We start from the raw sequence: 22,033 nt of genomic DNA on the forward strand, positions 1-22,033 counted from the left end.
TAATGGATTAACCACAACGCAATGCGTGCGCACTTGCACCAGAATACGTGTTGTCACAGTAGTGTCACTGACTGATGGCAGTCTTTGACCATTTTTATGAACGTGAATTGAGACATTATGGATAACGACGTTTTATATTATCCCAAAGAATTAAGCTGGCTTGCGTTTAACGAACGCGTATTGCAAGAAGCCGCAGATAAAAACAACCCCGCCGTGGAGCGAATTCGTTTTCTTGGTATTTACTCAAATAACCTAGATGAGTTTTATCGCGTGCGCGCCGCTGACGTGAAACGACAAATTACCATTGCGCAAAATGACGGTAATGAAGAAGAAGCTGAACGCCAAACCGCCCTAATGGCACTTATTCAGAAAAAGGTAGTCCAGCTTTCTGAAAAGTTCGACCAAATCCATAAGGATGTGGTTAAGTCCCTAGCTCGCTACAATATCCATATCCTTCGAAAAGACGATTTAGACGATTATCAAAAGCAGTGGGTACGCAACTTCTTCGTTAACAAAGCACTGCGTCACATTGCACCTATTTTAATAGATAAGAAGACCGACCTACTTAGCCGTTTGAACGGTACGTCGGTATATTTATATGTGGCGCTTAGAAGAAAGGACCGCAATCCTAAATTTGCGGTTATTCAGGTTCCTACCTCTGAAATGTCGCGCTTTATGCTGATCCCACCGCAAAAAAGCCGAAAGAAAAAGAGCATTATTATGCTCGATGACATGATTCAGCTGTGTATCGAAGACATTTTCCGCGGTTTCGTGAAGTTCGACGAAATTGAAGCATTCTCGTTTAAAATGACGCGTGATGCGGAATATTCTATCAACGAAGAAATTGACGAAAGCTTCGTTGAAAAGATGTCTGAAAGTATGAAGCAGCGCCTTATCGCTGAGCCTGTACGTGTTATCTACGACACGAACATGCCGGAGGACATGAAATCAGACCTGCGCAAGCGACTTAAGATAACCAAGCTAGATACCATGCACGCTGCTGGGCACTATCGTAACTTTAAAGACTTTATTGGCTTTCCAAATGTGGGCCGAGAATATTTAGAGCATACGCCGCTGCCTGCTATCGACAGCAAGGCTTTCTCTAAGTACAACACCGTTTTCGATGCCATTACTGCGCGGGACATTTTGTTGTACTACCCGTACCACCGCTTCCTGCACTTCACCGAGTTTTTGCGTCAGGCGGCTTTCGACCCGAATGTTAAAACCATACGCATCAACATTTATCGTGTTGCCAGTAATTCACGCATTGTGAATTCATTAATTGACGCAGTAGACAACGGCAAAAAAGTAACCGTTGTGGTAGAACTTCGCGCCCGTTTTGACGAAGAGGCAAATATCGAATGGTCTAAGCGCATGACTGATGCAGGTATACGCGTTGTACTTGGCGTGCCTACTCTTAAAATTCACTCTAAACTTTGTATTGTGACCCGTGAAGAACGGGGCAGTTTGGTGAACTATGCGCATTTCGGTACGGGTAACTTCAACGAGAAAACAGCAAAGATTTATACCGACTACAGCTTATTCACCCGTAATCAAGAACTCGCCGATGAAGGGGTGGCGGTATTCGATCTTATTCAATACCCTTACCGACGCTACAAGTTCCAGCATCTTCAAATATCGCCATTAAACGCCAGAACAAAAATTCAGTCGTTAATTCGTCAAGAAATTCAGCATTTGAACCAAGGTCAAAAGGCACAAATCACTTTCAAAATTAACAACCTTGTTGATAAAGAACTCATTGATGATTTGTACCGGGCTAGCCAGGCAGGAGTTAAGATCCGCGGCATAGTGCGCGGTATGTGCTCACTTAATCCAGGGATAAAAGGAATAAGCGAGAACATCGAAATAATCTCTATTGTTGATAGATTTCTCGAACACCCACGCGTGATGATTTTTGAAGGTGGCGGCGATAGAAAAGTGTATATCTCTTCTGCCGATTGGATGACCCGTAACATGGACAACCGCATTGAAGTAGGTTGTCCAGTGTATGATAAAGGTCTTCAACAGCGCATTGTTGATATAATGGAGCTACAATTTAAAGATACCCTGAAGGCTCGAGTGATTGACAAGGATCAGAGCAACAAGTACGTTCGCAGGGGAAATCGTAAAAAACTTCGTTCTCAGATAGAAATTTATGACTATTTGAAGAAGCTAGAAGACACTTTGTAGGATAGAAAATTAGTACATGACCCAACACGAATCAGTTTTTAATGACGTGGAAACCCGCGAAGTCAATAAAGTCGCAGCACTAGACATTGGCTCAAATAGTTTTCACTTAGTAGTAGCACGCATTGTTGCTGGGTCTGTGCAGATTCTGCATAGAGTTAAACAAAAAGTTCGCTTGGCCGAAGGACTTAACGACGACGATATCTTGTCTGATGAAGCGATGGAGCGTGGGCTCGCTATGCTAAAAGTAGTAGCAGAGAGCCTGAAAGGTTTTGAGCCCGACTCCGTGAGAATTGTCGCCACCCACACGTTGCGCAGGGCGCGTAACGCCCGCGATTTTATCAGCGCAGCAAAAGATATCCTTCCCTACCCTATCGAAGTCATTTCTGGTGTAGAAGAAGCGCGACTTATTTATTCAGGCGTTGCACATACTAACCACTCCGACGGCCAACAGCTGGTTATTGATATAGGCGGTGGCTCTACTGAGTTCGTTATTGGCGAAGGTTTTACGCCTTTACTTTGCCGCAGCCTTCAAATGGGCTGCGTGAGCTATACTAAACGGTTTTTCCCTGGCGGTGAGCTAAAGCCAAAAGCCTTTGATCGTGCTATCACGGCCGCACAGCAAGAGCTTGAGTTAATAGACAATAAATATCGCAGACTGGGCTGGGTCCAGTGTATCGGTACTTCGGGTACCATTCGTTCGCTGTTTACACTTTGTCAGCAAGACAGACCCAATGGCCACGATATTCCGGTGACACTTAAAAGTTTGCGCAATTTAATGAAGCAATTCGTAAGCGCAGGGCATATAGACAAATTAAGCTTCCCAGATTTAAGTGAAGATCGTCGTGTGGTTATTGCTGGCGGCCTCGCTATTCTTATCGCCGTTTTCAAAGCGCTAGAGATTGAAGGCTTGGTGTACTCGCCTGCCGCCTTGCGCGAAGGCGTGCTTTATCAGATGGAAGATGAGCTTCATCACGCTGATATTCGCGGCAGAACCGCAAGTAGTCTGGCAACGCGCTACGATGTAGATACGTCCCAAGCCACTATGGTGCTTAATACAACCCTTTCACTTTTCAACGATGTTGAAAAAGCATGGAAACTTAAAGGGCGTGACTTCAAAAGCATGCTCGGCTGGGCAGCTTTACTTCACGAAGTCGGCATGCAAATTAACTCTCGAGGCATACAAAAACACAGCGCCTATATTCTTGGTAATGTGGACATGCCTGGGTTTACGCAGGAACAACAATTACTGCTAGCTACGCTCGTGCGATTCCATAGAAAGAAAATTCGAACCAATGAATTGCCCGCATTTAATCTTTTTGATGAGCAGTCGGTTAAGCATTTAATCGCGTTACTGCGTTTGGGTGTACTGCTTAATATTAAACGTCAAGAGGGTTTTGTACCTGACCTCGTTGTTAATGTAGAAAAGAACGAACTGACCATTACCTTCCCCGATGGCTGGTTAGATGAAAAACCTATTATCTCAGCAGACCTACTGCGAGAAAGCCACTACTGGAAAGCGCTTGATTTAAAACTCACAGTTGTTCCTGATATCGAACAATTACATCCCGCGGTAGAATAAGCAAGTACCGACTATCAGCACCTCAAATTGAACATTTTATAGGCAAATATCAGTATTATTTGCCTATAAAACCGGTATACTACGCATTAGCATTACCTTATCTAAAACCTCCAATTGATGTTATTTTTATAGGTTCTTAACAGTAGTTATGTTTCGTAGTATCTGGATTTTTTTGTTGCTAATTGTAAGTTCATTTGCCTTCGCATCGTCCAACCATGTCTACTTTCTAAGCGAGGTCACCCCACCCTATTACTGGATTAATGAGGATGGAAAAGCACAAGGCGTCAACGTAGACCTCGCAAACGCACTAGAACCTCTGCTGCCATTTAGCAGTTCGTTGGAACACATGCCGTGGGCCCGTGCAGTACAAGAAACCCTCAACAATCCCAATCTGGTACTTCTATCTTTATTGAAAACACCGAACAGGGAAGATGAATTTGAGTGGATTTCATCAGTGAATCATATGCAGGCCTCGCTGATCCGCTTAAGGCAGAAAGAGACAGCACACGTCAATTCCTTAGACGACGCAAAGCAGTTCCGAGTAGGCTCAATACGCGGCTATGGCTCAGCATCGTTTTTGCAGCAACAAGGTTTTGAAGAAAATAAAAACCTCGCTTTGGTTGCTGAGCCAGCACTACTGTGGAAGCTTTTGTATATGGGGCGCATCGACTTTGCATTAGCCAATTTTGAGACAGGAACGTATGAAATCAGAGACGCAGGCTTTAACCCTAACGACGCAACGAGCGAATATGTTATCGAAGCATTAGGTGCCGATCTTTTTGTTGCCACTGGCCTTAAGACTGAGCAAGACAAAGTAAGCTCACTTAAACAGGCGCTTTCGATTTTAAAAGCGAATGGCGAATATGCTCGAATACTAAAAAAATGGGGCCTTGAACCGATTGAGTCGGCGCATTAGCCCCATTTAGTTTCAGCACACTAATTATTGAGCTTCAACTTGCGTACTTTGTGACTGCACGCTGTCGTATTTTTTAAACCACGCCAATATATTTTCAACTTTACCAATCATTCTAGATGGCTTAGAAGCGATCCCGTGGGGCGATCCAGGTACTTTTACCAGCACGCTATCAACCTTTTGAATCTTTAACGCTTGATAGAACTGCTCGGTCTCAGACATTGGCGTGCGCTTGTCCTCCACTCCCGTGATCAGCATGGTGGGGGTAGTAACGTTTCCTACTAGCGATAGCGGCGAGCGCTTCCAGTAATGTTCTACGTTATCCCAAGGTTTACCGGGAAATTGGAAAGGAATTTGATATAGACCTGAATCGGCAGACAGTACCTTTGATAGCCAGTTAATAACGGGTTTGGCAACCACGGCCGCTTTAAACCGGTTAGTGAGGCCAATAGCATAGGCTGATGCAATGCCGCCTGCTGAGCCGCCAGTAATGAACAAGCGATTGGGGTCAGCGATGCCTTTTTCAATAAGCGCATCTACACCCGACATATGGTCTGAGAAGTCATATTCCGAGCTGTATTTCCCTTGAAGTAGCAATGCAAAGCGCTCGCCATAACCTGTACTACCTCTGTGATTGTCATAAAACACCACGTAGCCTTCTGCAGCCATGCGCTGCAGTTCAGCCGTAAACACAGGGCCATAGGCGAGATTAGGGCCGCCATGAATTTCTAAAATAAGTGGATACGTTTTCGAGCTGTCGTAGTTTGGCGGCAGAATGTACCACCCCTGAATTTCTTCACCATCAATAGAAGACGAATAGACAATTTCTTTCACCTCACCGAGCTGTTTATGACCAAGAACGTCTTCATTGAGCGCTGTAAGCTGTCGCTCGTTTCGCGTAGTGACATATAAATCAGCGGGGCGATCGGTACGTCCTTTGGTATACGCCACTACATCATCAACAGCGTGATAGGTGCCAAACACATAAGGTCGTCCTAACGTAGTACCGCCCAGCCCCTTAGCTACGGCTTTTACGCTGCCCGATAGCGATACCACATCCACCTGTGCTAAACCGCGAACCGACTGCTGAAAATAAACGTGCTTATTATCTTTCCAGTGAAAGTTAGACACTGAATTATCAATGTCTTTTGTTAAATTTTGAGCATCTGTACCATCGCTCTTCATCACATATAAATAGCTATTTTTGTACATCACTTTTTCGTCATCGCGGCGTGCGTAAGCAATGCGCTTTCCGTCAGGCGATACGACAGGCGATGATTCAAGGCCTTTGTCGTTGGTAAGCTGTGCGATATGTCCCATCATATCCACAGAAAAGATGTTCCCCTCAACAGGCTCATACTCCCAATTGTCACTGCGGTTGGCAGAGAAATAGATTTTGTCGCTATCAGGAGAGAAACTTAAGCGCCCATTGTGGTGATAGTTCCCTGAAGTAAGCTGTCGCGCTGTGCCTCCGTCAGCAGGAACAATAAAAATATGGGTGTAAGCAGGTTCAAGAATGCCTCGGCCATCGGCTTGATAGCGAGCTTTGGTAATATATTGAAAGCTAGGAGACCACTTTGCACCGTCAGGCTTTTTAGGCATTTTAATGTCTAGCGGCTTTTCCTTGGCATCAACGCTCATAGTGAAAGCAATGTGCTTACCATCTGGCGACCAAGTGATGTTACTTGGGTTTGAGGTGACATTTGTTACGAGTGCCGTTTGCCCTGTATCCATCCAACGCACATACAATTGCGGTTTACCTTCTTCATTAGAAAGGTAAGCCAATCGGCTACCGTCTGGTGACCAGCGAATAGAATAGTAACTCTTTTTCGACGACAGTAAGGGGCGGTGTGACTTCCCATCAACCGACGCTAGCCAGACGTTCGCTCGACTGCTGTCCGACATAATGTCGTTTGAACGGCGCACATATGCAACATATTTACCGTTTGGCGACACCTGAACTTCGCTCACGTATTCCAAATTAAAAATATCTTCCGATTTAAAATAGCGTTCAGAGTCGGTAGTAAGAGATTCTCTCTCATTGCTTGCAAGCGCTGTGGCTGGCATAGCTAGCGTGCCTACGCTAAATAGTGCAGCCCATATAGCAAACCGTTTTTTGACTGACGGGTTCCTGTGACTTCTCGTAAAAGACATATCTCACCTTAATCTATTTGTTCTTATCCGTTCTTTTTATGGGGTGATCACGTTGTAGTGATGCATTTATCGTCTCCATATTACTGAATATATTCAGCCAATAAAGATTAAACGTTGAGCGACATCGCTAGGCGATTAAGCGCAGTACACAGGGGCGTTGGCTTTAGCCGAATGGTTAGTTGCGTGATAGCGGTAAAATGCTAACTTCTATACAAGGCGTAAAAGGAGTGCCCATGAATAATCCACACGGCGAGTTTGAATGTAGCGTAAGCGGTCAACTACTGCTCTTCTCAGCACGCGGTCCGTGGAATGATGAAACCATGAGAAATGGCGTAGTTAAGATGTCTTCTGACATTTCAAAATTCGAGAAGGGCACTAAATGGGCACAAGTAAGCTGTCTTTACGGTGAAAGCCTGATGCCCCCTTCCACCTTTGATATTTTTGTAAAACAAACTCGGGTAAGAAAAAACCGCGGCCTGTCGTCTCTTGCCGTGGTTATATTAGATACCGACATTATGCTCACAACTAAGCATCAGATTTCTCAGTGCTACGACGCTGCTGAGGTTCCTCATGGCTTTTACGAAACGGTAGAAGATGCTTTGGAAGCGATGACGAATAATGGCTATGATTTTGATAGTAACGAAGCTGAGCGATTTTTTGCCCGCTTTAATTTTACAAGTTAACATTTAACGCCGCATGCGTTCTGCTTTTGTCACACGTTGAGTCTAAAATTCACCGCCAGCTTTTGATAAGGGCGAAAAAAGGAGAGCGAGCGCTCTCCTTATTGTTTTAAGACTGCCATCCGCCTCCGAGTGCCTGATACAAATCGACCAGTGCGGCCATTTGCTGCTGACGAGTTTCTATAAACTCGCTACGCGCTTCCAGCGCTTCTCGTTGCGCAAGCAGCACCTCTAAATATTCACCATGAGCTGACGAAAAAAGCCTATTGGCAATATCAATCGACTGTTCGAGTGAAGCAATTTGATGACGCCTTGCTTCAGCACTTTTCTCCAAATTATCGAGCTTCGACAAACTGTTTGTTACTTCAGCTACCGCCGTTAAAACGGTCAGTTCATATTCGTAAGCCGCTTCAATTTGTTCGGCGCTGGCATTTTGATAAACCGCCTCAATCGCCCTGCGGTTTACTAATGGCGCAAAAACATCACCAGATAAAGAATATGCCAATGACTCAGGCACATTAAACAAGTAGCGACTATCAAACGCCGATAAACCTACCCCTGCTTTTAGCTCAAAAGAAGGGTAGAAGTTGGCTTTAGCCACATCGATATTTAACTCTGCTGCTTGGAGTTTGAGTGCAGCTTGTTTTATATCTGGGCGATTGTCTAATAGCGCAGAGGGTACACCCACCTGCGGGCTTTTTAGCTCGGCGCTGAGCAACACGTTACTGTCCCTTTGAATGGGCTGTGGAGAGCGTCCTAATAACAGATTGAGCGTGTTCTCTTTCTCTAGGATTTCCTGCTCAATCAAGTAACGCTCGCTCTCGTTTTTTTTCACTTCCGCGTTAAAGCGCGCAACGGGTAGCGATGACGCCCGCCCGTACTCTTTCAACGCATTAATAGTGTGAATAACATTGCGCTGCAGCGAAATGGTTGAGTCGAGGTTCTCTAGCTTGTTATCTAGCGCCAGCAGTTCATAGTAAGTACGCGCAACTTCAGATACTAACTGGGTAACGAAAAAGTTCTTACTTTCAACCGACGCCAAGTATTCAAGCGAGGCCACTTTAGACGCATCTCTCAGCTTATGCCAAACGTCAATTTCCCACGACGCATTAAGGCCTAGCTTTAGGTTTGCCAGCGGGTCAGGAAATCCTTTATCCTCCTTGATATTTAACTGTTCTTCTACTGCGCCTTCCCGGGTATATTCGCCAACCTTTTCGGTTTCAGCCGCTACCCCCGCAGAGAGTCGAGGCAAATATTCCCCTTCCCGTGCATACACTTCATTCGACGCCATATTAATGCGTTGAATTAATATAGACACCTCTTGGTTGTTCTTAACCGCCGTTTCCACCAGCGCAGAAAGCGTAGGGTCGTTAAACCACTCACTCCATTGAATATTTGCTTGTGTACTCTCGTTTATCCCTTGACCAGCCTGAGTATCCACTTGCGAAACTTTCGCGTTAAACTGCTCTGGCAAATCTAGATTAGGGTTTCGCGTTTCAATGGTAGGAATGGCACATGCCTGTACTAATAACGCACTACTAAGCGCTAACCACAGCGGCTTATAAGTAAATCGCTTTTTATTTGTCATCGCTTAGCACCTCATCGTTATAGTGGTAAGTTTCAGTAAGAGGGACATGATCTTCGTTTTTGATTAATGACTTACCTTCTTCAAGTTTGGCGAACAAGTAGTAAAGCCCAGGAATAACCAGCACACCAAAAATAGTACCGAACAAGGTACCGCCTAAGGCAGAAGCACCAATGGTTCTATTTCCTACTGCGCCTGCCCCCGTTGCAATAACAAGCGGAATTAGCCCTGCTACAAACGAGAACGATGTCATTAGGATTGGGCGGAAGCGCTGTTTGGCCGCTTCAACTGCCGCGTCGGCAATTGATAAGCCCTGCTGATTTTTTTGCACTGCGTATTCCACAATAAGCACGGCATTTTTGCCGAGTAACCCAACCAGCATAACTAAGCCAAGCTGCGCATAAACGTCGTTGGCCAGCCCCATTCCTTTTAGAAACAGGAATGAGCCGAGAATACCGGTAGGTAGTGAAAGAATGACCGCAAAAGGTAGAAGCAGACTTTCGTATTGTGATGCCAGCACGATATATACAAACAACAATACTACGGCAAAGATAACGATGGCCTCATTGCCTCGTTTCGCCTCGTCAAATGACAGGCCTTCCCAACCAATGTCGTATCCTTTTGGCAAGGTTGCAGCTGCTACTTCCTCCACTGCTTTTATCGCTTGCGCCGAGGTATACCCTACTGCAGGCTCTGCGCGAATTGCCGCCGAGGTATATAGGTTGTAACGCGTAATTTCATTAGGGCCTTGGGTTTTAATGAGCTTCATGAAGGCCGAATAAGGCACCATTTCACCCTCTTCATTTTTCACATAGTAATCCAATAAATCGCTGGGATAGCGGCGATATTCCGGTGCACTTTGTGTGTACACTTTGAAGAAATTATTAAAACGCGTGAAACCTTGCTCATAAGTACTACCAATAAGAATATTCAAATTCTCCATAGCAGCGCCTATAGATACTCCTTTCTGCATTGCAGCTTGGTTATCTATCTCAATTTTGTATTGAGGGTAATCGGCAGCATAAAACGTGAATAAACCTTTTAGCTCATCGCGTTTACCGAGCTCTTCCATGAAGGCTTTATTGATTTGGTCAAACTCTTGATAGTCGGTAGTGTTGGTTTTATCGAGCAAGCGGAATGATAACCCCGACGACGCGCCATAACCCGGCACCACAGGTGGTTCGAAATACTCAATAACTGCACCTAAGTGGTGTGTTTTAGCTTCCAGTTCTTCAATGATGCCACGTACCGATTGTTCACGATTAGCCCAGTCTTTTAGGTTAATCAAACAGGTACCCGCGTTTGAACCTCGTCCTTCCGTAAGAATCTCATAGCCAGCAAGTGAGGACACCGAAGAGACACCCTCAACCTCTAGCGCTAGGCTTTGCAACTCTCGCGCTACGGTATTCGTCGCTTCAAGGGTACTACCTGGCGGCGTTTGGATAATGGCATAAATCTGCCCTTGGTCTTCGCCAGGAATAAAGCCAGTAGGCAATGCCTGATTAACGCCAAAGGTACTTACCATAAATCCCGCAAGCAGAACAACCGTCACACTGCGGCGGGTAACGATAGCTTTGATAATGCCTGTATAACGGCCGGTTAACTTATTAAAATAACGGTTAAATCCATCAATAAACTTGCTTAATGGCGTTGCTTTTCTTGTGTGTAAATGAGGGTTTTTAAGCAACATTGCACACAGCACTGGGGTTAATGAAAGCGCTACAATACACGAGATGATAATTGACGATGCCATGGTAATGGAGAATTGGCGATAGAAGACACCCACCGGCCCCGTCATAAAGATAAGAGGCACGAAAACCGCCGTCATGACTAATGTAATTGCGATAATAGCTCCCCCCATTTCACCCAATACTTGTTGGGTCGCCATATAGGGGGTTAGGCTACTGCTCTCTTCCATTTTTGCGTGAACCGCCTCTACGATAACAATAGCGTTGTCCACCACAATCCCTATAGCCAGCACCAGAGCGAACAGGGTAATAAGGTTTATGTTCACTCCTGTGGCCTGCATACAGAAAAACGTTCCCACCAGTGAAACCGGCACAGCAAGAAGCGGGATCAGTGTTGAGCGCCAGTCTCCCAGGAAAATAAACACCACCAAGGAAACCAAAATAAAGGCTTCAAACAGGGTATGCAGCACTTGTTCAATAGAGGCATCTAGAAACTTAGACACGTCGTAGTTAATTTCGTATTTCATGCCTTCTGGAAACGTTTTTTCTAGTTCAGCCATGGTGGCTTTCACCTGAGAAATCACTTCGTTGGCACTGCTTCCGTAGTTCTGCTTAAGTACTATGGCAGCTGAAGGATACCCGTCTTTGTTTGAATAAATATCGAAAAATTCACTACTTAGCTCAACATCAGCAATGTCACCTAATTTGAGCAAGCGACCGTCGGAGTCGGCACGAATAATGATATTTTTATATTCTTCAGGCTCGTCGTAACGTCCTTCGTAAATAAGCACGTATTCTTTGGACTGAGCAGTAATGCCTGAGCTTCTGCCAAGTCGTCCCGGGCGTCCAATCAAGCTTTGCTCGTCTATCGATTCCATAATCTCATCTACAGAAACATTGTAAGCACGCATGCGATCGGGCTTTAGCCAAATTCGCATGGCGTACTGACGGCTTCCCAATATTTTTGCACTGGCAATCCCGTTTACGCGCTGTATTTCAGGGATAAGGTTGATATTGGAATAGTTGTACAGAAACTTTTCGTCCGCAGTTTCGTCCGTGCTATAAACGTTTATGTACATCAACATGCTGGGCTGAACGCGTTCTAACACCACCCCTTCTAACTGCACGAGCTGGGGCAGCCGATTCATGATCTGATCAAGCCGCGTTTTCACATTGATCAGCGCCTGATTCGGGTCCACATCTAAATCGAAGATAACTTGAATGGTGGCTTCACCCGCGCTGGTCGCATCCGAGACAATGTATTTCATGCCCGGTACGCCGTTGATTGAGCGCTCAATGGTCACCAGCGATGATTTCACCAGTACATCAGCACTTGAACCGGGATATGCCAGAGAAATAAGCACCCGCGGAGGCGCAATATCGGGAAACTGTGACGTGGGTAGGCTAAAAACCGATAGCACACCTAAAAATATGATCATCAGCGATAGCATAATGGCCATCACTGGACGTTTAATGAAAACTCCAAACATAGCGCCCCCTTACTCTGCGTGCAGTGACAGTTCAGCTAATGTTTCGCTGGCTGAAATGAGTTCAGGCTCTATCTCATCGCCATTAGAGACTCTTCTCAGCCCTTCAATCAAAATAGTGTCGCTCGGCGCTAAGCCGTCAGACACCAGATAGATGTTAGGGAGCTCTGCTGCGATATTAATGTGGCGCGTTGCTAACTTGTTCTCGCTATCCAGTACGTACACAAAGCTTTGATCGAGAATTTCGAATGTGGCTTTCTGAGGAATAACTAGAGCATCCGGATAGGCAATATCCACCATGACATTACCGGTCTGCCCATGTCTTAGCAGCTGATCTGGATTAGGGAAAGAAGCGCGCATTTCGATGGTACCGGTGTGATTATCAAAATCGGCTTCAATGGCATCTATCACGCCTTGATGCGCGTAAATACTGCCATCCGCAAGCTTTAATCGCACTGGCGTTTGCTTATTTGACAGGTTGCTTTGCGCGTATTTTAAATACTCAGATTCAGGTACATTGAAATACACCCACATGGTGCTGATATCAGATAGCGTGGTAAGCAACTCACCTTCATCGAGCAGACTTCCCGTTCGAGCTTCTAGTCGATCCATTTTGCCAGTGAACGGTGCTTTAACGTCAGTAAACGCTAGGTGGGTCTTCGCCAGTTCAACTTCAGCCTGTGCTTTTTGAAGCTGCGCTTCAATGACGGCAAGTTCGTTAGGAGAAACAATGTTTTGTTCAACAAGCGACTTGGTATTTTTGTACTCCATCTCAACCGCTTTAGCCTCAGCTTCAGCGCGGTGTAGCTCAGCTTCATACACGTTCGGCATTATTTTGAACATGGGCTGACCACGTTCTACCGTTTGCCCTTCATCAACAAAGGTCGATTGAAGATAGCCTTTTTCCATAGCTCTAACTTCAATATGTTGAATGGCACGTATCTGACTGACGTACTCTTTTATCAGCGTTGTGTCTTGTACGATAGGATGAGTAACGTTGAATTGAAGTTTTTCGTGATGCGCAGCATGTTCTTCATGTCCACAACCACCTAAAAGTGCGGAAACAATGCTTACTGTAAGAAGTGCTTTTTTGCTCATAATGTAAATTCGTAATAAAAGGCTAATCGTGACGTGCCTTGTAAAAAGGCAGCACGCCACTAGCGCGCGTTCAGCAATAAAATTCAGTGCTGAAAATTAAGCGCGCAAAAACATCCAGCAAAAAGGGCTGGCGCGTTGTTAGGAAAATCGAATTAACGTGTTTTTTAGTTCAGCAAGTCGTTGCGGGAACTAAAAAACTAAGCAATAGGCGGCGCTCGGGTTAACGGCGTAGCGTAGTTTAGGGATGTTTTGAAATGCCAGCGTGGACGCGGCTTCGTGGTGTCAGTGAAGGAATCCAACCCATAATCCAGCACAACGTTTTGCGGCGGGGCGGGCTCTTCTGGTGCACTTTCCTCAGTATCAAATTCAAATGAATATTCTGAAATAGACGCATCAAAATGATGCTTAAACGTGACTGGCTTATAATCGTGTTGAAGTCCAGATACGCAAGCAAATAACAACGCGATTAATGCGTATATGGTGTACTGCCTGATGTACTGATGATTATTCACCGATGATTATTCCAGAAATTCAATGATATAAGGAAATTAGCGGCAACATCCTACACAGACGACTGCGCTTTTACAAGAACCGGTATTGCTACTAAACGCAGGCAATAAACGGTTGCACGTATTTGTCACAAACAAACTCAGAATTCCTGAGTGTGGCAGTGTACGTCATATTTTTTTACTGCAAGCAATAGCGCATTTTGTCGGCATGTGTTTTCACATGGGGAATAACGATGGGCTTTTAGTTCTAGACAAAATTTTCCCCTTGTGACAAATCCAAAGTTTTGCTTAAGCTTTATTTAAGTTTTGAAAGTTATCTTGTGCTGCAAGTAGTACACAAGAGAACTGACTTTGAAATTTCCACGTTCGTTAAATTTAAACCCTTCATTAGCCAATTTTGTTTTTATAGCATCAGTCTTAATAACGCTGGTTTTCAACTTCCCTTTTATTTCAAATGTCTATCACGCTGTGTCGCCAACTAAAGTAGGCCAGTGGATATTTTTTCTGTCCGTTCCATTGTTGCTTACCTTTTTCAATATCATCGCCCTTAGCCTATTAGGCGCTATTTTTCTGCCAAGATTGACCGTGGCAGTGACACTGTTAGTCAGTTCACTTCTTTTATACGGTACGGTCGCTTACGGCGTGATATTTGATAAGAGTATGATTCAAAATGTGATGGAGACCAATTCTGGTGAAGCATTTGCCTATCTAAACTCAACGCTTTTACTCTTTTTCTTCTTGTTAGGATTGGTGCCCGTTGTTGCCGTCTTTAATCAGGAAATTAATGGAAAATTAGTTGCTAGAGTTAAGCACTTACTTAAGCTCAACGTATTAGCAGTGGTTGGAATAATAATTATCGCTGCTGGCCTTTATAAAGACTATGCTGCGGTGGGTAGAAATAACAAAGATTTGGCCAAGTATATTATCCCCTATGCATTTTACGATTCTGGCTACAAATATCTCAGAGACACCTACTTTTATCCGCCACTTCCTTACAAGGTACTGGACAAGACACCTTCCATAATAAATAGAAACAACGCTTTGCCTTCTACGACTGTACTGGTTGTTGGAGAAACAGCAAGGGCAGACAAGTTTGCCAGTAATGGCTATAGCAGAAACACCACGCCCTTTATGAACGACATAGGCGCGATAAGTTTCAACGACGTGACCTCATGCGGGACCGCTACTGCGGTGTCAGTACCCTGTATGTTTTCTCGGCTTTCAAGACAAAGCTATGATACTCGCCTTGCGGAAAGTCAGGACAATGTGCTAGATATTCTAAATAGAGCGGGCGCTGACGTGACATGGATAGATAATAATAGTAGCTGCAAGGGGGTGTGCAAAAGAATTGAAACGATTGCGTTCGACCCAACCCGAGACCCCACTCTATGTGACGGCGATTTTTGCTATGATGTTCTGCTTAACGAGCTTTTGAAAGACGTTTTGTCAAAACCAGCGACTAACAATAGAGTTATTGTTCTTCATATGATTGGCTCTCACGGCCCCACCTATTTTCGAAGGTATCCGGCTGATTTTGCTAAATTCTCTCCCGACTGCCCTAGAAGTGACATTCAAAATTGTGAATCGCAGGCGCTTATCAATACCTATGACAATACCATTGCGTACACTGACTTTGTCCTTGGTGAGATTGTTAATACATTAAAAAATGTGCCAAACGCTTCCATGCTATATCTGTCTGATCACGGTGAATCTTTGGGAGAAAAAGGACTCTATCTGCATGGATTTCCTTATCAAATTGCACCGCAAGAACAAACTCACATTCCTATGCTTTTTTGGGCGTCGAAGTTCGAAGATTCAGGCTACAGAAATTGTATTAAAAACCTAGCCAACCACCCTTACTCTCAAGACAACTTGTTTGACACATTGCTCGGTTTATCAAGTGTAAAGAGTATTACTTACCAACCTACTATGGATATCTTTAAACAATGCGAAGCCTAAATGAATCTAAACATGTCGTTACCCCCCCTGCGCATTTTGACCCAAACAACAAACCAAAAGGCGTACTTCGAGTGTTTAAGGCACTCAAGAATTCATTTCGTGCAGTTAGCTGGCTTACTAAGAACGAAGCGGCATTTAAACAAGAAGTAGGCTTAGCCGCTGTAGCCTTCGTGATACTTGCGTTTTGGTCAATTCCTTTTCTTGAACGTGCAATTTTAATGTCTTCCATTTTTTTCATTTTATTTGCGGAAATCATCAATACGGCCATTGAAGTCACCGTCGACAGAATAGGAACAGAGTTTCATGCCCTATCAGGGTTAGCAAAAGACTTAGCATCAGCAGGCGTTTTTCTATCCATCGTTATTGCCTGTGTGTTGTGGGCCGGCGTATTTTATAGCCACATATAAAGTTATTAGCCAAGAACTTAGCCTCCTAGAGGTATTCCTTTGGCGGGCTTACTGAGATGGGCTTACAAAGGTGAAAATATCGGAATACTGCAAAGGAACTCATAACAAAAAGAGCGCCATTAGGCGCTCCTTACAATCAATGTAAAAAGAGAGAATTAAGCTTTAGACGCTTGATAGATACCTTCAATCGCAGTGTCGAGTGTTGCTTCAAACTCTTCTTGAGATTGCTGCGCAGAAACCCCTTCGGTCAATGCACGAGAAAAACTCGCAATCATACCTTGGTTTTCCGCCAGTTTCGCGTTTGCTTCTTCGCGGCTATAGCCACCAGATAGCGCTACCACTTTAAGTACGCGAGGGTGATCGACAAGTTCTTTATAGAAGTTTGCTTCTGTTGGCAGCGTTAGCTTAAGCATGACTTCCTGCCCTTCATTTAGAAGGTTAAGCTGGGTAAGGATCTCTAATTTGAGAAGGGCTTCAGCTTCGGCTTTTTGTGGGCTATGAATGTCTACTTCTGGCTCGATAATCGGAACAAGACCAGCCGCTAAGATTTGCTTACCCACTTCAAATTGCTGAGCAACAACATCTTTAATACCTTGGTGATTGGCCAGCTTAACAACACTGCGCATCTTAGTGCCAAACACGTCTTGCGCTACCGCTTTAGCTAGCAGTGCATCAAGGCCTGGCATTGGCTTCATTATCTGTACGCCATTGCTTTCTTCAGCCAATCCTTTATCAACCTTTAAGAAAGGAATGACACGCTTTTTCTGCCACAAGAAGTGTGCAGTAGACATGCCTTCAATGTCTCTATCAAGGGTGTTTTCAAATAAGATTGCGCCAAGAACGCGCTCGCCGCTAAAAGGGGTGCTGGTGATAATGCGCGTACGCATTTCGTGCACTAGATTAAACATCTCTTCATCTGAGCTGTATTCAGATTCTTCGATGCCATATAAGCGTAACGCTTTAGGGGTACTACCGCCGCTTTGATCTAACGCTGCAATAAAACCGGTTTGCGTCTTCAGTTTATCCAACATTGCCTGCTGAGCTTGTGATGCCATTGCAACACTCCTTTTGTATATTACTGCCTTAATAGACAGGTGTAGGGTTTATTGTTATACCAATTCTATTAAAGATCTGTTTGTACCAGACACGGCATAGCTGCACCTTAAGCAAACACATCTGCAATAAAATGGGTATTTATGCCTGCGCACTTCACTGTTTCGCAGGTGTAATCGTTTCCGATTAAAAGGTCACGCTCAAAAATGCTGTTACTGAGCGTGACACCTATGGGGTAACGTTTGTACTAGGCCTTGGCTATCTTGAGCTTTAAGGCGCTGCGTTTACAAGCAGCGCTCAGGCTTATTTATTTTTTTCTTCTAGTACTGCTACCGCTGGTAATGTTTTGCCTTCCAAGAATTCTAGGAACGCGCCACCACCTGTTGAAATATAAGAAACCTTATCGGCAATTCCGTATTTATCAACGGCTGCTAGTGTATCACCACCACCTGCGATTGAGAATGCGTCGCTAGCCGCAATCGCTTCAGACAGCGCTTTAGTTCCAGCACTGAACTGTTCAAATTCAAATACACCTACAGGGCCATTCCATACAATAGTGCCTGCGTTTTTAATGATCTCTTCTAACGCTTTTGAAGAGTCTGGGCCGATATCAAAAATCATATCGTCATCAGCAACATCACTGACTACTTTTAGCGTTGCTTCGGTGTTCTCATCAAACGCTTTGCCCACCACTACGTCTGTTGGCACTGGAATATTACCACCATTCGCTTGCGCTTCATTCATCAACTGCGTGGCTTGCTCGGTGAGATCCATTTCTACCAGCGACTTACCGACATTGTGGCCTTGTGCTGCAATAAAGGTATTGGCAATGCCGCCGCCAACAATGAGCTGGTCGACTTTTTCGGCAAGCGTTTTCAATACGGTAAGTTTAGTAGATACTTTAGAGCCACCTACAATGGCAACCATTGGGCGCTTAGGATTATCCAGCGCTTTGCCTAGTGCATCTAATTCTGCAGCAAGTAATGGGCCAGCACAGGCTTTTGGTGCGAATTTAGCAACGCCGTGGGTAGACGCTTGTGCGCGGTGAGCCGTACCAAACGCATCCATTACAAAAATATCGCAAAGTGCTGCGTACTGTTTTGCTAGCGTCTCGTCGTCTTTCTTTTCGCCTTTGTTAAAGCGGACGTTTTCAAGAATAACGAGTTCGCCGTCAGCCAGTTCAACACCATCCAGGTAATCTTTTACCAGTTTAACCGGTACGTCTAAGGCGTCATTGAGGTAATCGACTACAGGTTGAAGAGAGAACTCGTCAGCAGGCTCGCCTTCAGTAGGGCGACCAAGGTGAGACATCACCATCACCGCCGCTCCCGCTTCTAGCGCTGCTTTAATGGTAGGAATAGATGCTCTGATACGTGCATCAGAAGTGACTTTACCGTCTTTTACCGGCACGTTTAGGTCTTGTCTAATTAGTACGCGCTGACCGCTTAAGGCCATATCGCTCATGCTTGGAATTGCCATTGTCTTTCCTATGTTAATTTCAATTTAGTAGAGCGTGTTTATAAACACACGCTCAAATTAACGGTGAAAGCTGCGCGGGCTGGTGCTACCAACCCTTGGCAGCATCAATGCTTTACTTTGCGTCGAACATCACTTTTGCTGTGTCGAGCATACGGTTTGCAAAACCCCATTCGTTGTCACACCACACCAGTGTTTTAACCAGTTGCTTGTGACTGACTCTTGTCTGTGTGCCATCTACAATACACGAGTGAGGGTCGTGATTGAAATCTACCGACACCAAAGGCTCTTCGGTGTAATCCAAAATACCTTGTAACCGCCCCGCTTTTGCATTGCGAAGGGCCTGGTTCACTTGCTCTATGGTTACCTTAGATTGAAGCGTTACGCTTAAGTCCATGGCAGTAACATTGATAGTAGGCACTCGTACCGCAATAGCCTCAAATTTACCCGCAAACTTAGGCAGAATGCGCTCTATACCGGCAGCAAGTCGCGTATCAACGGGAATAATCGACTGACTTGCGGCGCGGGTTCTGCGCAAATCTTCATGATAGGCGTCGATAACTTGCTGGTCATGCATAGAGGCGTGAATGGTAGTGATCGTTCCACTTTCAACGCCAAAAGCTGCATCTAGCGCTTGGATAACCGGAACGATGCAGTTTGTGGTACAAGAACCATTAGAGACTAATTTTTGTTCACTGGTCAACGTGTCTTCGTTGGTACCGAAAATGACCGTATTATCTAAATCTGGTGACCCGGGTGATGAGAAAAGCACTTTGCCAGCGCCTGCATCTAAGTGGGCTTGCCCGGATGCTCTGTCATCAAACTTCCCCGTACACTCAAGCACAATATCAACGCCTAAGTCTTTCCACGGTAGATCTTTAATATCGCTTATCGCGAGCAGCGTAATATCGTCGCCTGCGACATTAAGCGTGTTGTTTTCTAAGGCCACATCAAAACGGAACCGCCCGTGGGCGGTATCGTATTTAAGTAAATGTGCAATGCCTTCGGGTTTCGCAATGTCGTTAATGGCTACCACGTTAAATTCGTTGTTGCGCCCGCTTTCATAAAGCGCGCGCAGCACGTTGCGACCAATACGACCAAACCCATTTATGGCAATATTTACCATAGGCTTATCTGTTACCTCTTACAGAGACAGTGCAGCCTCTACTACAGCGTCAGTGGTAATGTTGAAGTGCTTAAACAGGTCGCCAGCAGGTGCAGACTCACCAAAGGTGTCCATGCCTACGATAGCACCATTAAAGCCAACGTACTTGTACCAGCTGTCTTTAGACAACGCTTCGACCGCTACGCGTTTAACAACATTAGAAGGCAATACGCTTTCACGGTAATCAGCAGACTGACGATCAAATACGTCAGTTGATGGCATAGACACTACGCGCACCGCTTTACCTTGCTCGGTCAGTTTCGCTGCAGCTTCAACGGCTAGCTGAACCTCAGACCCTGTACCAATAAGAATAAGCTCTGGCGTACCTTCACAGTCTTTAAGTACGTAACCGCCTTTAGCGATATCAGCCACTTGTTGAGCCGTTCTTTCTTGCTGCGCTAAGCCTTGGCGTGTGAAGATTAGTGTTGTTGGGCCGTCAGTACGCTCAATAGCAGACTTCCACGACACAGCAGACTCAACCTGATCACACGGACGCCAGTTATCAAGGTTAGGCGTAGCACGTAGCGCTACTACCTGCTCTACCGGCTGGTGCGTTGGGCCGTCTTCACCCAGACCAATTGAGTCATGAGTGTAAACGAAAATAGCAGGCTGCTTCATTAGTGCTGCCATACGTACCGCGTTACGGGCATATTCCATAAACATTAGGAAGGTTGCACCGTATGCTTTAAAACCGCCGTGAAGAGCAATACCGTTCATCATGGCAGACATACCAAACTCACGTACACCATAATAAATGTAGTTACCTGAGGCATCGTTCGCTTCAACGCCTTTGCTGCCTTCCCAAATAGTCAAGTTAGAACCAGCCAAGTCGGCAGAACCGCCGAGTAGTTCAGGAAGTAATGGGCCAAATGCGTTTAATGCATTTTGCGATGCTTTACGTGAAGCAATGTTTTGAGGGTTAGCTTGCAGTTCAGCAATAATAGCGTCTGCTTTTTCGCTGAAATCTGCTGGAAGCTCACCGTTAACGCGGCGTTTAAACTCTGCCGCAAGCTCTGGGTAGGCGGCCTCGTATGCAGCGAAAGCATCATTCCACGCACTTTCTGCTTTTGAGCCTTTCTCTTTGCCATCCCAGCCAGCGTAAATATCGTCTGGAATTTCGAACGCGCCATGGCTCCAGCCAAGTTTCTCGCGAGTAGCGACAATTTCGTCCTCACCTAGTGGTGCACCGTGACAAGACTCGGTACCCTCTTTATTAGGCGAACCGAAACCAATAGTGGTTTTACAACAAATAAGCGTAGGCTGCGCGGTGTTCGCCTGTGCCTTCTCAATGGCGGCTTTTACTTGTTCTGCATCGTGACCGTCAACGCCATCGATCACTTCCCAACCGTAGCTCTTGAAGCGTGCTGGTGTATCGTCGGTGAACCAACCTTCCACTTCACCATCAATTGAAATGCCGTTGTCATCCCAGAACGCGATAAGCTTACCAAGGCCAAGTGTACCGGCTAGTGAACATGTCTCGTGTGAGATACCTTCCATCAAGCAGCCGTCGCCTAAGAATGCGTAGGTGTGGTGATCAACAATAGTATGACCGTCTTTGTTAAATTGTGCCGCTAGCACTTTTTCGGCAAGCGCCATGCCCACAGCATTACTGATACCTTGGCCTAGTGGGCCAGTGGTCGTTTCAACACCTGGCGCATAACCGTACTCTGGGTGACCTGGCGTTTTTGAATGCAATTGGCGGAAGTTCTTTAATTCTTCAATTTGCAGTTCGTAGCCCGAAAGGTGAAGAAGAGAGTACAACAGCATCGAGCCGTGACCATTTGAAAGCACAAAGCGATCGCGGTTAGCCCAAGATGGGTTTGCAGGGTTGTGTGATAAGAAATCACCCCATAGTACCTGTGCGATATCAGCCATCCCCATTGGGGCACCTGGGTGACCAGATTTAGCTTGTTGAACGGCGTCCATACTTAATGCACGGATTGCATTGGCGAGTTCACGACGAGAGGGCATGTTGTCTCCTGATTTATTTTGTATCTTTTGTTTCGTATCTTAGCGGGCTAGCGGAGCTAGACGAGCGTAGAGATAAGGCGTTTGCTCTACTTCTTTATACGATTGAATGTGGCGTTATT

General features: G+C 45.3%; 15 protein-coding genes. 6 read left to right on the forward strand and 9 right to left on the reverse strand.

The genetic code is table 11. The features are described 5' to 3' along the window. The first annotated feature begins 117 nt into the window (after nucleotides 1–117). The 3 genes from ppk1 (at nucleotide 118) to AC27KT_RS14115 (ending at nucleotide 4,685) form a co-directional block, all read left to right on the forward strand. Nucleotides 118–2,190, forward strand: coding sequence for a polyphosphate kinase 1 (gene ppk1 / locus AC27KT_RS14105; protein ID WP_014948398.1), 2,073 nt, complete (start codon nucleotides 118–120; stop codon nucleotides 2,188–2,190). A 16-nt stretch (nucleotides 2,191–2,206) separates the two neighbouring features. Further along, nucleotides 2,207–3,769, forward strand: coding sequence for an exopolyphosphatase (gene ppx, locus AC27KT_RS14110; RefSeq protein WP_487130946.1), 1,563 nt, complete (start codon nucleotides 2,207–2,209; stop codon nucleotides 3,767–3,769). Between the two features lie 175 nt (nucleotides 3,770–3,944). Next, complete coding sequence (locus AC27KT_RS14115) at nucleotides 3,945–4,685, forward strand: transporter substrate-binding domain-containing protein (RefSeq protein WP_487130948.1); 741 nt, start codon at nucleotides 3,945–3,947, stop codon at nucleotides 4,683–4,685. A 24-nt stretch (nucleotides 4,686–4,709) separates the two neighbouring features. Here the strand turns inward: AC27KT_RS14115 and AC27KT_RS14120 are convergent, their stop codons facing one another. Then, nucleotides 4,710–6,836, reverse strand: coding sequence for a S9 family peptidase (locus tag AC27KT_RS14120; protein WP_487130950.1), 2,127 nt, complete (start codon nucleotides 6,834–6,836; stop codon nucleotides 4,710–4,712). A gap of 233 nt (nucleotides 6,837–7,069) precedes the next feature. Between AC27KT_RS14120 and AC27KT_RS14125 the strand changes: the two genes are divergently transcribed. Continuing rightward, nucleotides 7,070–7,519, forward strand: coding sequence for a hypothetical protein (locus AC27KT_RS14125; protein ID WP_487130952.1), 450 nt, complete (start codon nucleotides 7,070–7,072; stop codon nucleotides 7,517–7,519). Between the two features lie 106 nt (nucleotides 7,520–7,625). Here the strand turns inward: AC27KT_RS14125 and AC27KT_RS14130 are convergent, their stop codons facing one another. The 4 genes from AC27KT_RS14130 to AC27KT_RS14145 all read right to left on the reverse strand — a co-directional run bounded on the left by AC27KT_RS14130 (nucleotide 7,626) and on the right by AC27KT_RS14145 (nucleotide 13,886). Further along, nucleotides 7,626–9,104 (reverse strand): TolC family protein, encoded by a 1,479-nt coding sequence (locus AC27KT_RS14130; RefSeq protein WP_487130954.1) that lies wholly within the window; start codon nucleotides 9,102–9,104, stop codon nucleotides 7,626–7,628. Beyond that, on the reverse strand, nucleotides 9,094–12,279 hold the full coding sequence (locus AC27KT_RS14135) for an efflux RND transporter permease subunit (RefSeq protein WP_487130956.1): 3,186 nt from the start codon (nucleotides 12,277–12,279) through the stop codon (nucleotides 9,094–9,096). The genes AC27KT_RS14130 and AC27KT_RS14135 overlap by 11 nt, the downstream gene beginning before the upstream one ends. Nucleotides 12,280–12,288: 9 nt before the next feature. After that, the gene (locus tag AC27KT_RS14140; protein ID WP_487130958.1) at nucleotides 12,289–13,374 is read right to left on the reverse strand and encodes an efflux RND transporter periplasmic adaptor subunit; all 1,086 of its coding nucleotides are present in this window, start codon (nucleotides 13,372–13,374) and stop codon (nucleotides 12,289–12,291) included. A 197-nt stretch (nucleotides 13,375–13,571) separates the two neighbouring features. Further along, nucleotides 13,572–13,886, reverse strand: a complete 315-nt coding sequence (locus AC27KT_RS14145; protein ID WP_236552042.1) for a hypothetical protein — start codon at nucleotides 13,884–13,886, stop codon at nucleotides 13,572–13,574. 348 nt (nucleotides 13,887–14,234) lie between these two features. On the opposite strand from AC27KT_RS14145, the gene AC27KT_RS14150 reads away from it, so the two are divergent. Beyond that, nucleotides 14,235–15,842, forward strand: a complete 1,608-nt coding sequence (locus AC27KT_RS14150; RefSeq protein ID WP_487130961.1) for a phosphoethanolamine transferase — start codon at nucleotides 14,235–14,237, stop codon at nucleotides 15,840–15,842. Further along, on the forward strand, nucleotides 15,830–16,249 hold the full coding sequence (locus AC27KT_RS14155; protein ID WP_487130963.1) for a diacylglycerol kinase: 420 nt from the start codon (nucleotides 15,830–15,832) through the stop codon (nucleotides 16,247–16,249). The genes AC27KT_RS14150 and AC27KT_RS14155 overlap by 13 nt, the downstream gene beginning before the upstream one ends. A 155-nt stretch (nucleotides 16,250–16,404) precedes the next feature. Here the strand turns inward: AC27KT_RS14155 and AC27KT_RS14160 are convergent, their stop codons facing one another. The 4 genes from AC27KT_RS14160 to tkt form a co-directional block, all read right to left on the reverse strand. Further along, nucleotides 16,405–17,304 carry a fructose bisphosphate aldolase gene (locus AC27KT_RS14160; protein WP_159490540.1) on the reverse strand — a complete coding sequence of 300 codons (900 nt, stop codon included), beginning with the start codon at nucleotides 17,302–17,304 and terminating at the stop codon, nucleotides 16,405–16,407. A gap of 301 nt (nucleotides 17,305–17,605) precedes the next feature. Next, complete coding sequence (locus AC27KT_RS14165) at nucleotides 17,606–18,781, reverse strand: phosphoglycerate kinase (protein WP_487130965.1); 1,176 nt, start codon at nucleotides 18,779–18,781, stop codon at nucleotides 17,606–17,608. A 112-nt stretch (nucleotides 18,782–18,893) separates the two neighbouring features. After that, nucleotides 18,894–19,904 carry an erythrose-4-phosphate dehydrogenase gene (gene epd, locus AC27KT_RS14170; protein ID WP_014948384.1) on the reverse strand — a complete coding sequence of 337 codons (1,011 nt, stop codon included), beginning with the start codon at nucleotides 19,902–19,904 and terminating at the stop codon, nucleotides 18,894–18,896. A gap of 18 nt (nucleotides 19,905–19,922) precedes the next feature. Continuing rightward, entirely contained in the window at nucleotides 19,923–21,914 is a 1,992-nt protein-coding gene (gene tkt / locus AC27KT_RS14175; protein WP_487130968.1) for a transketolase, read from the reverse strand. Nucleotides 21,915–22,033: the final 119 nt, after the last annotated feature.

This window comes from Alteromonas sp. 5NW40-0090 (genome assembly GCF_057552975.1).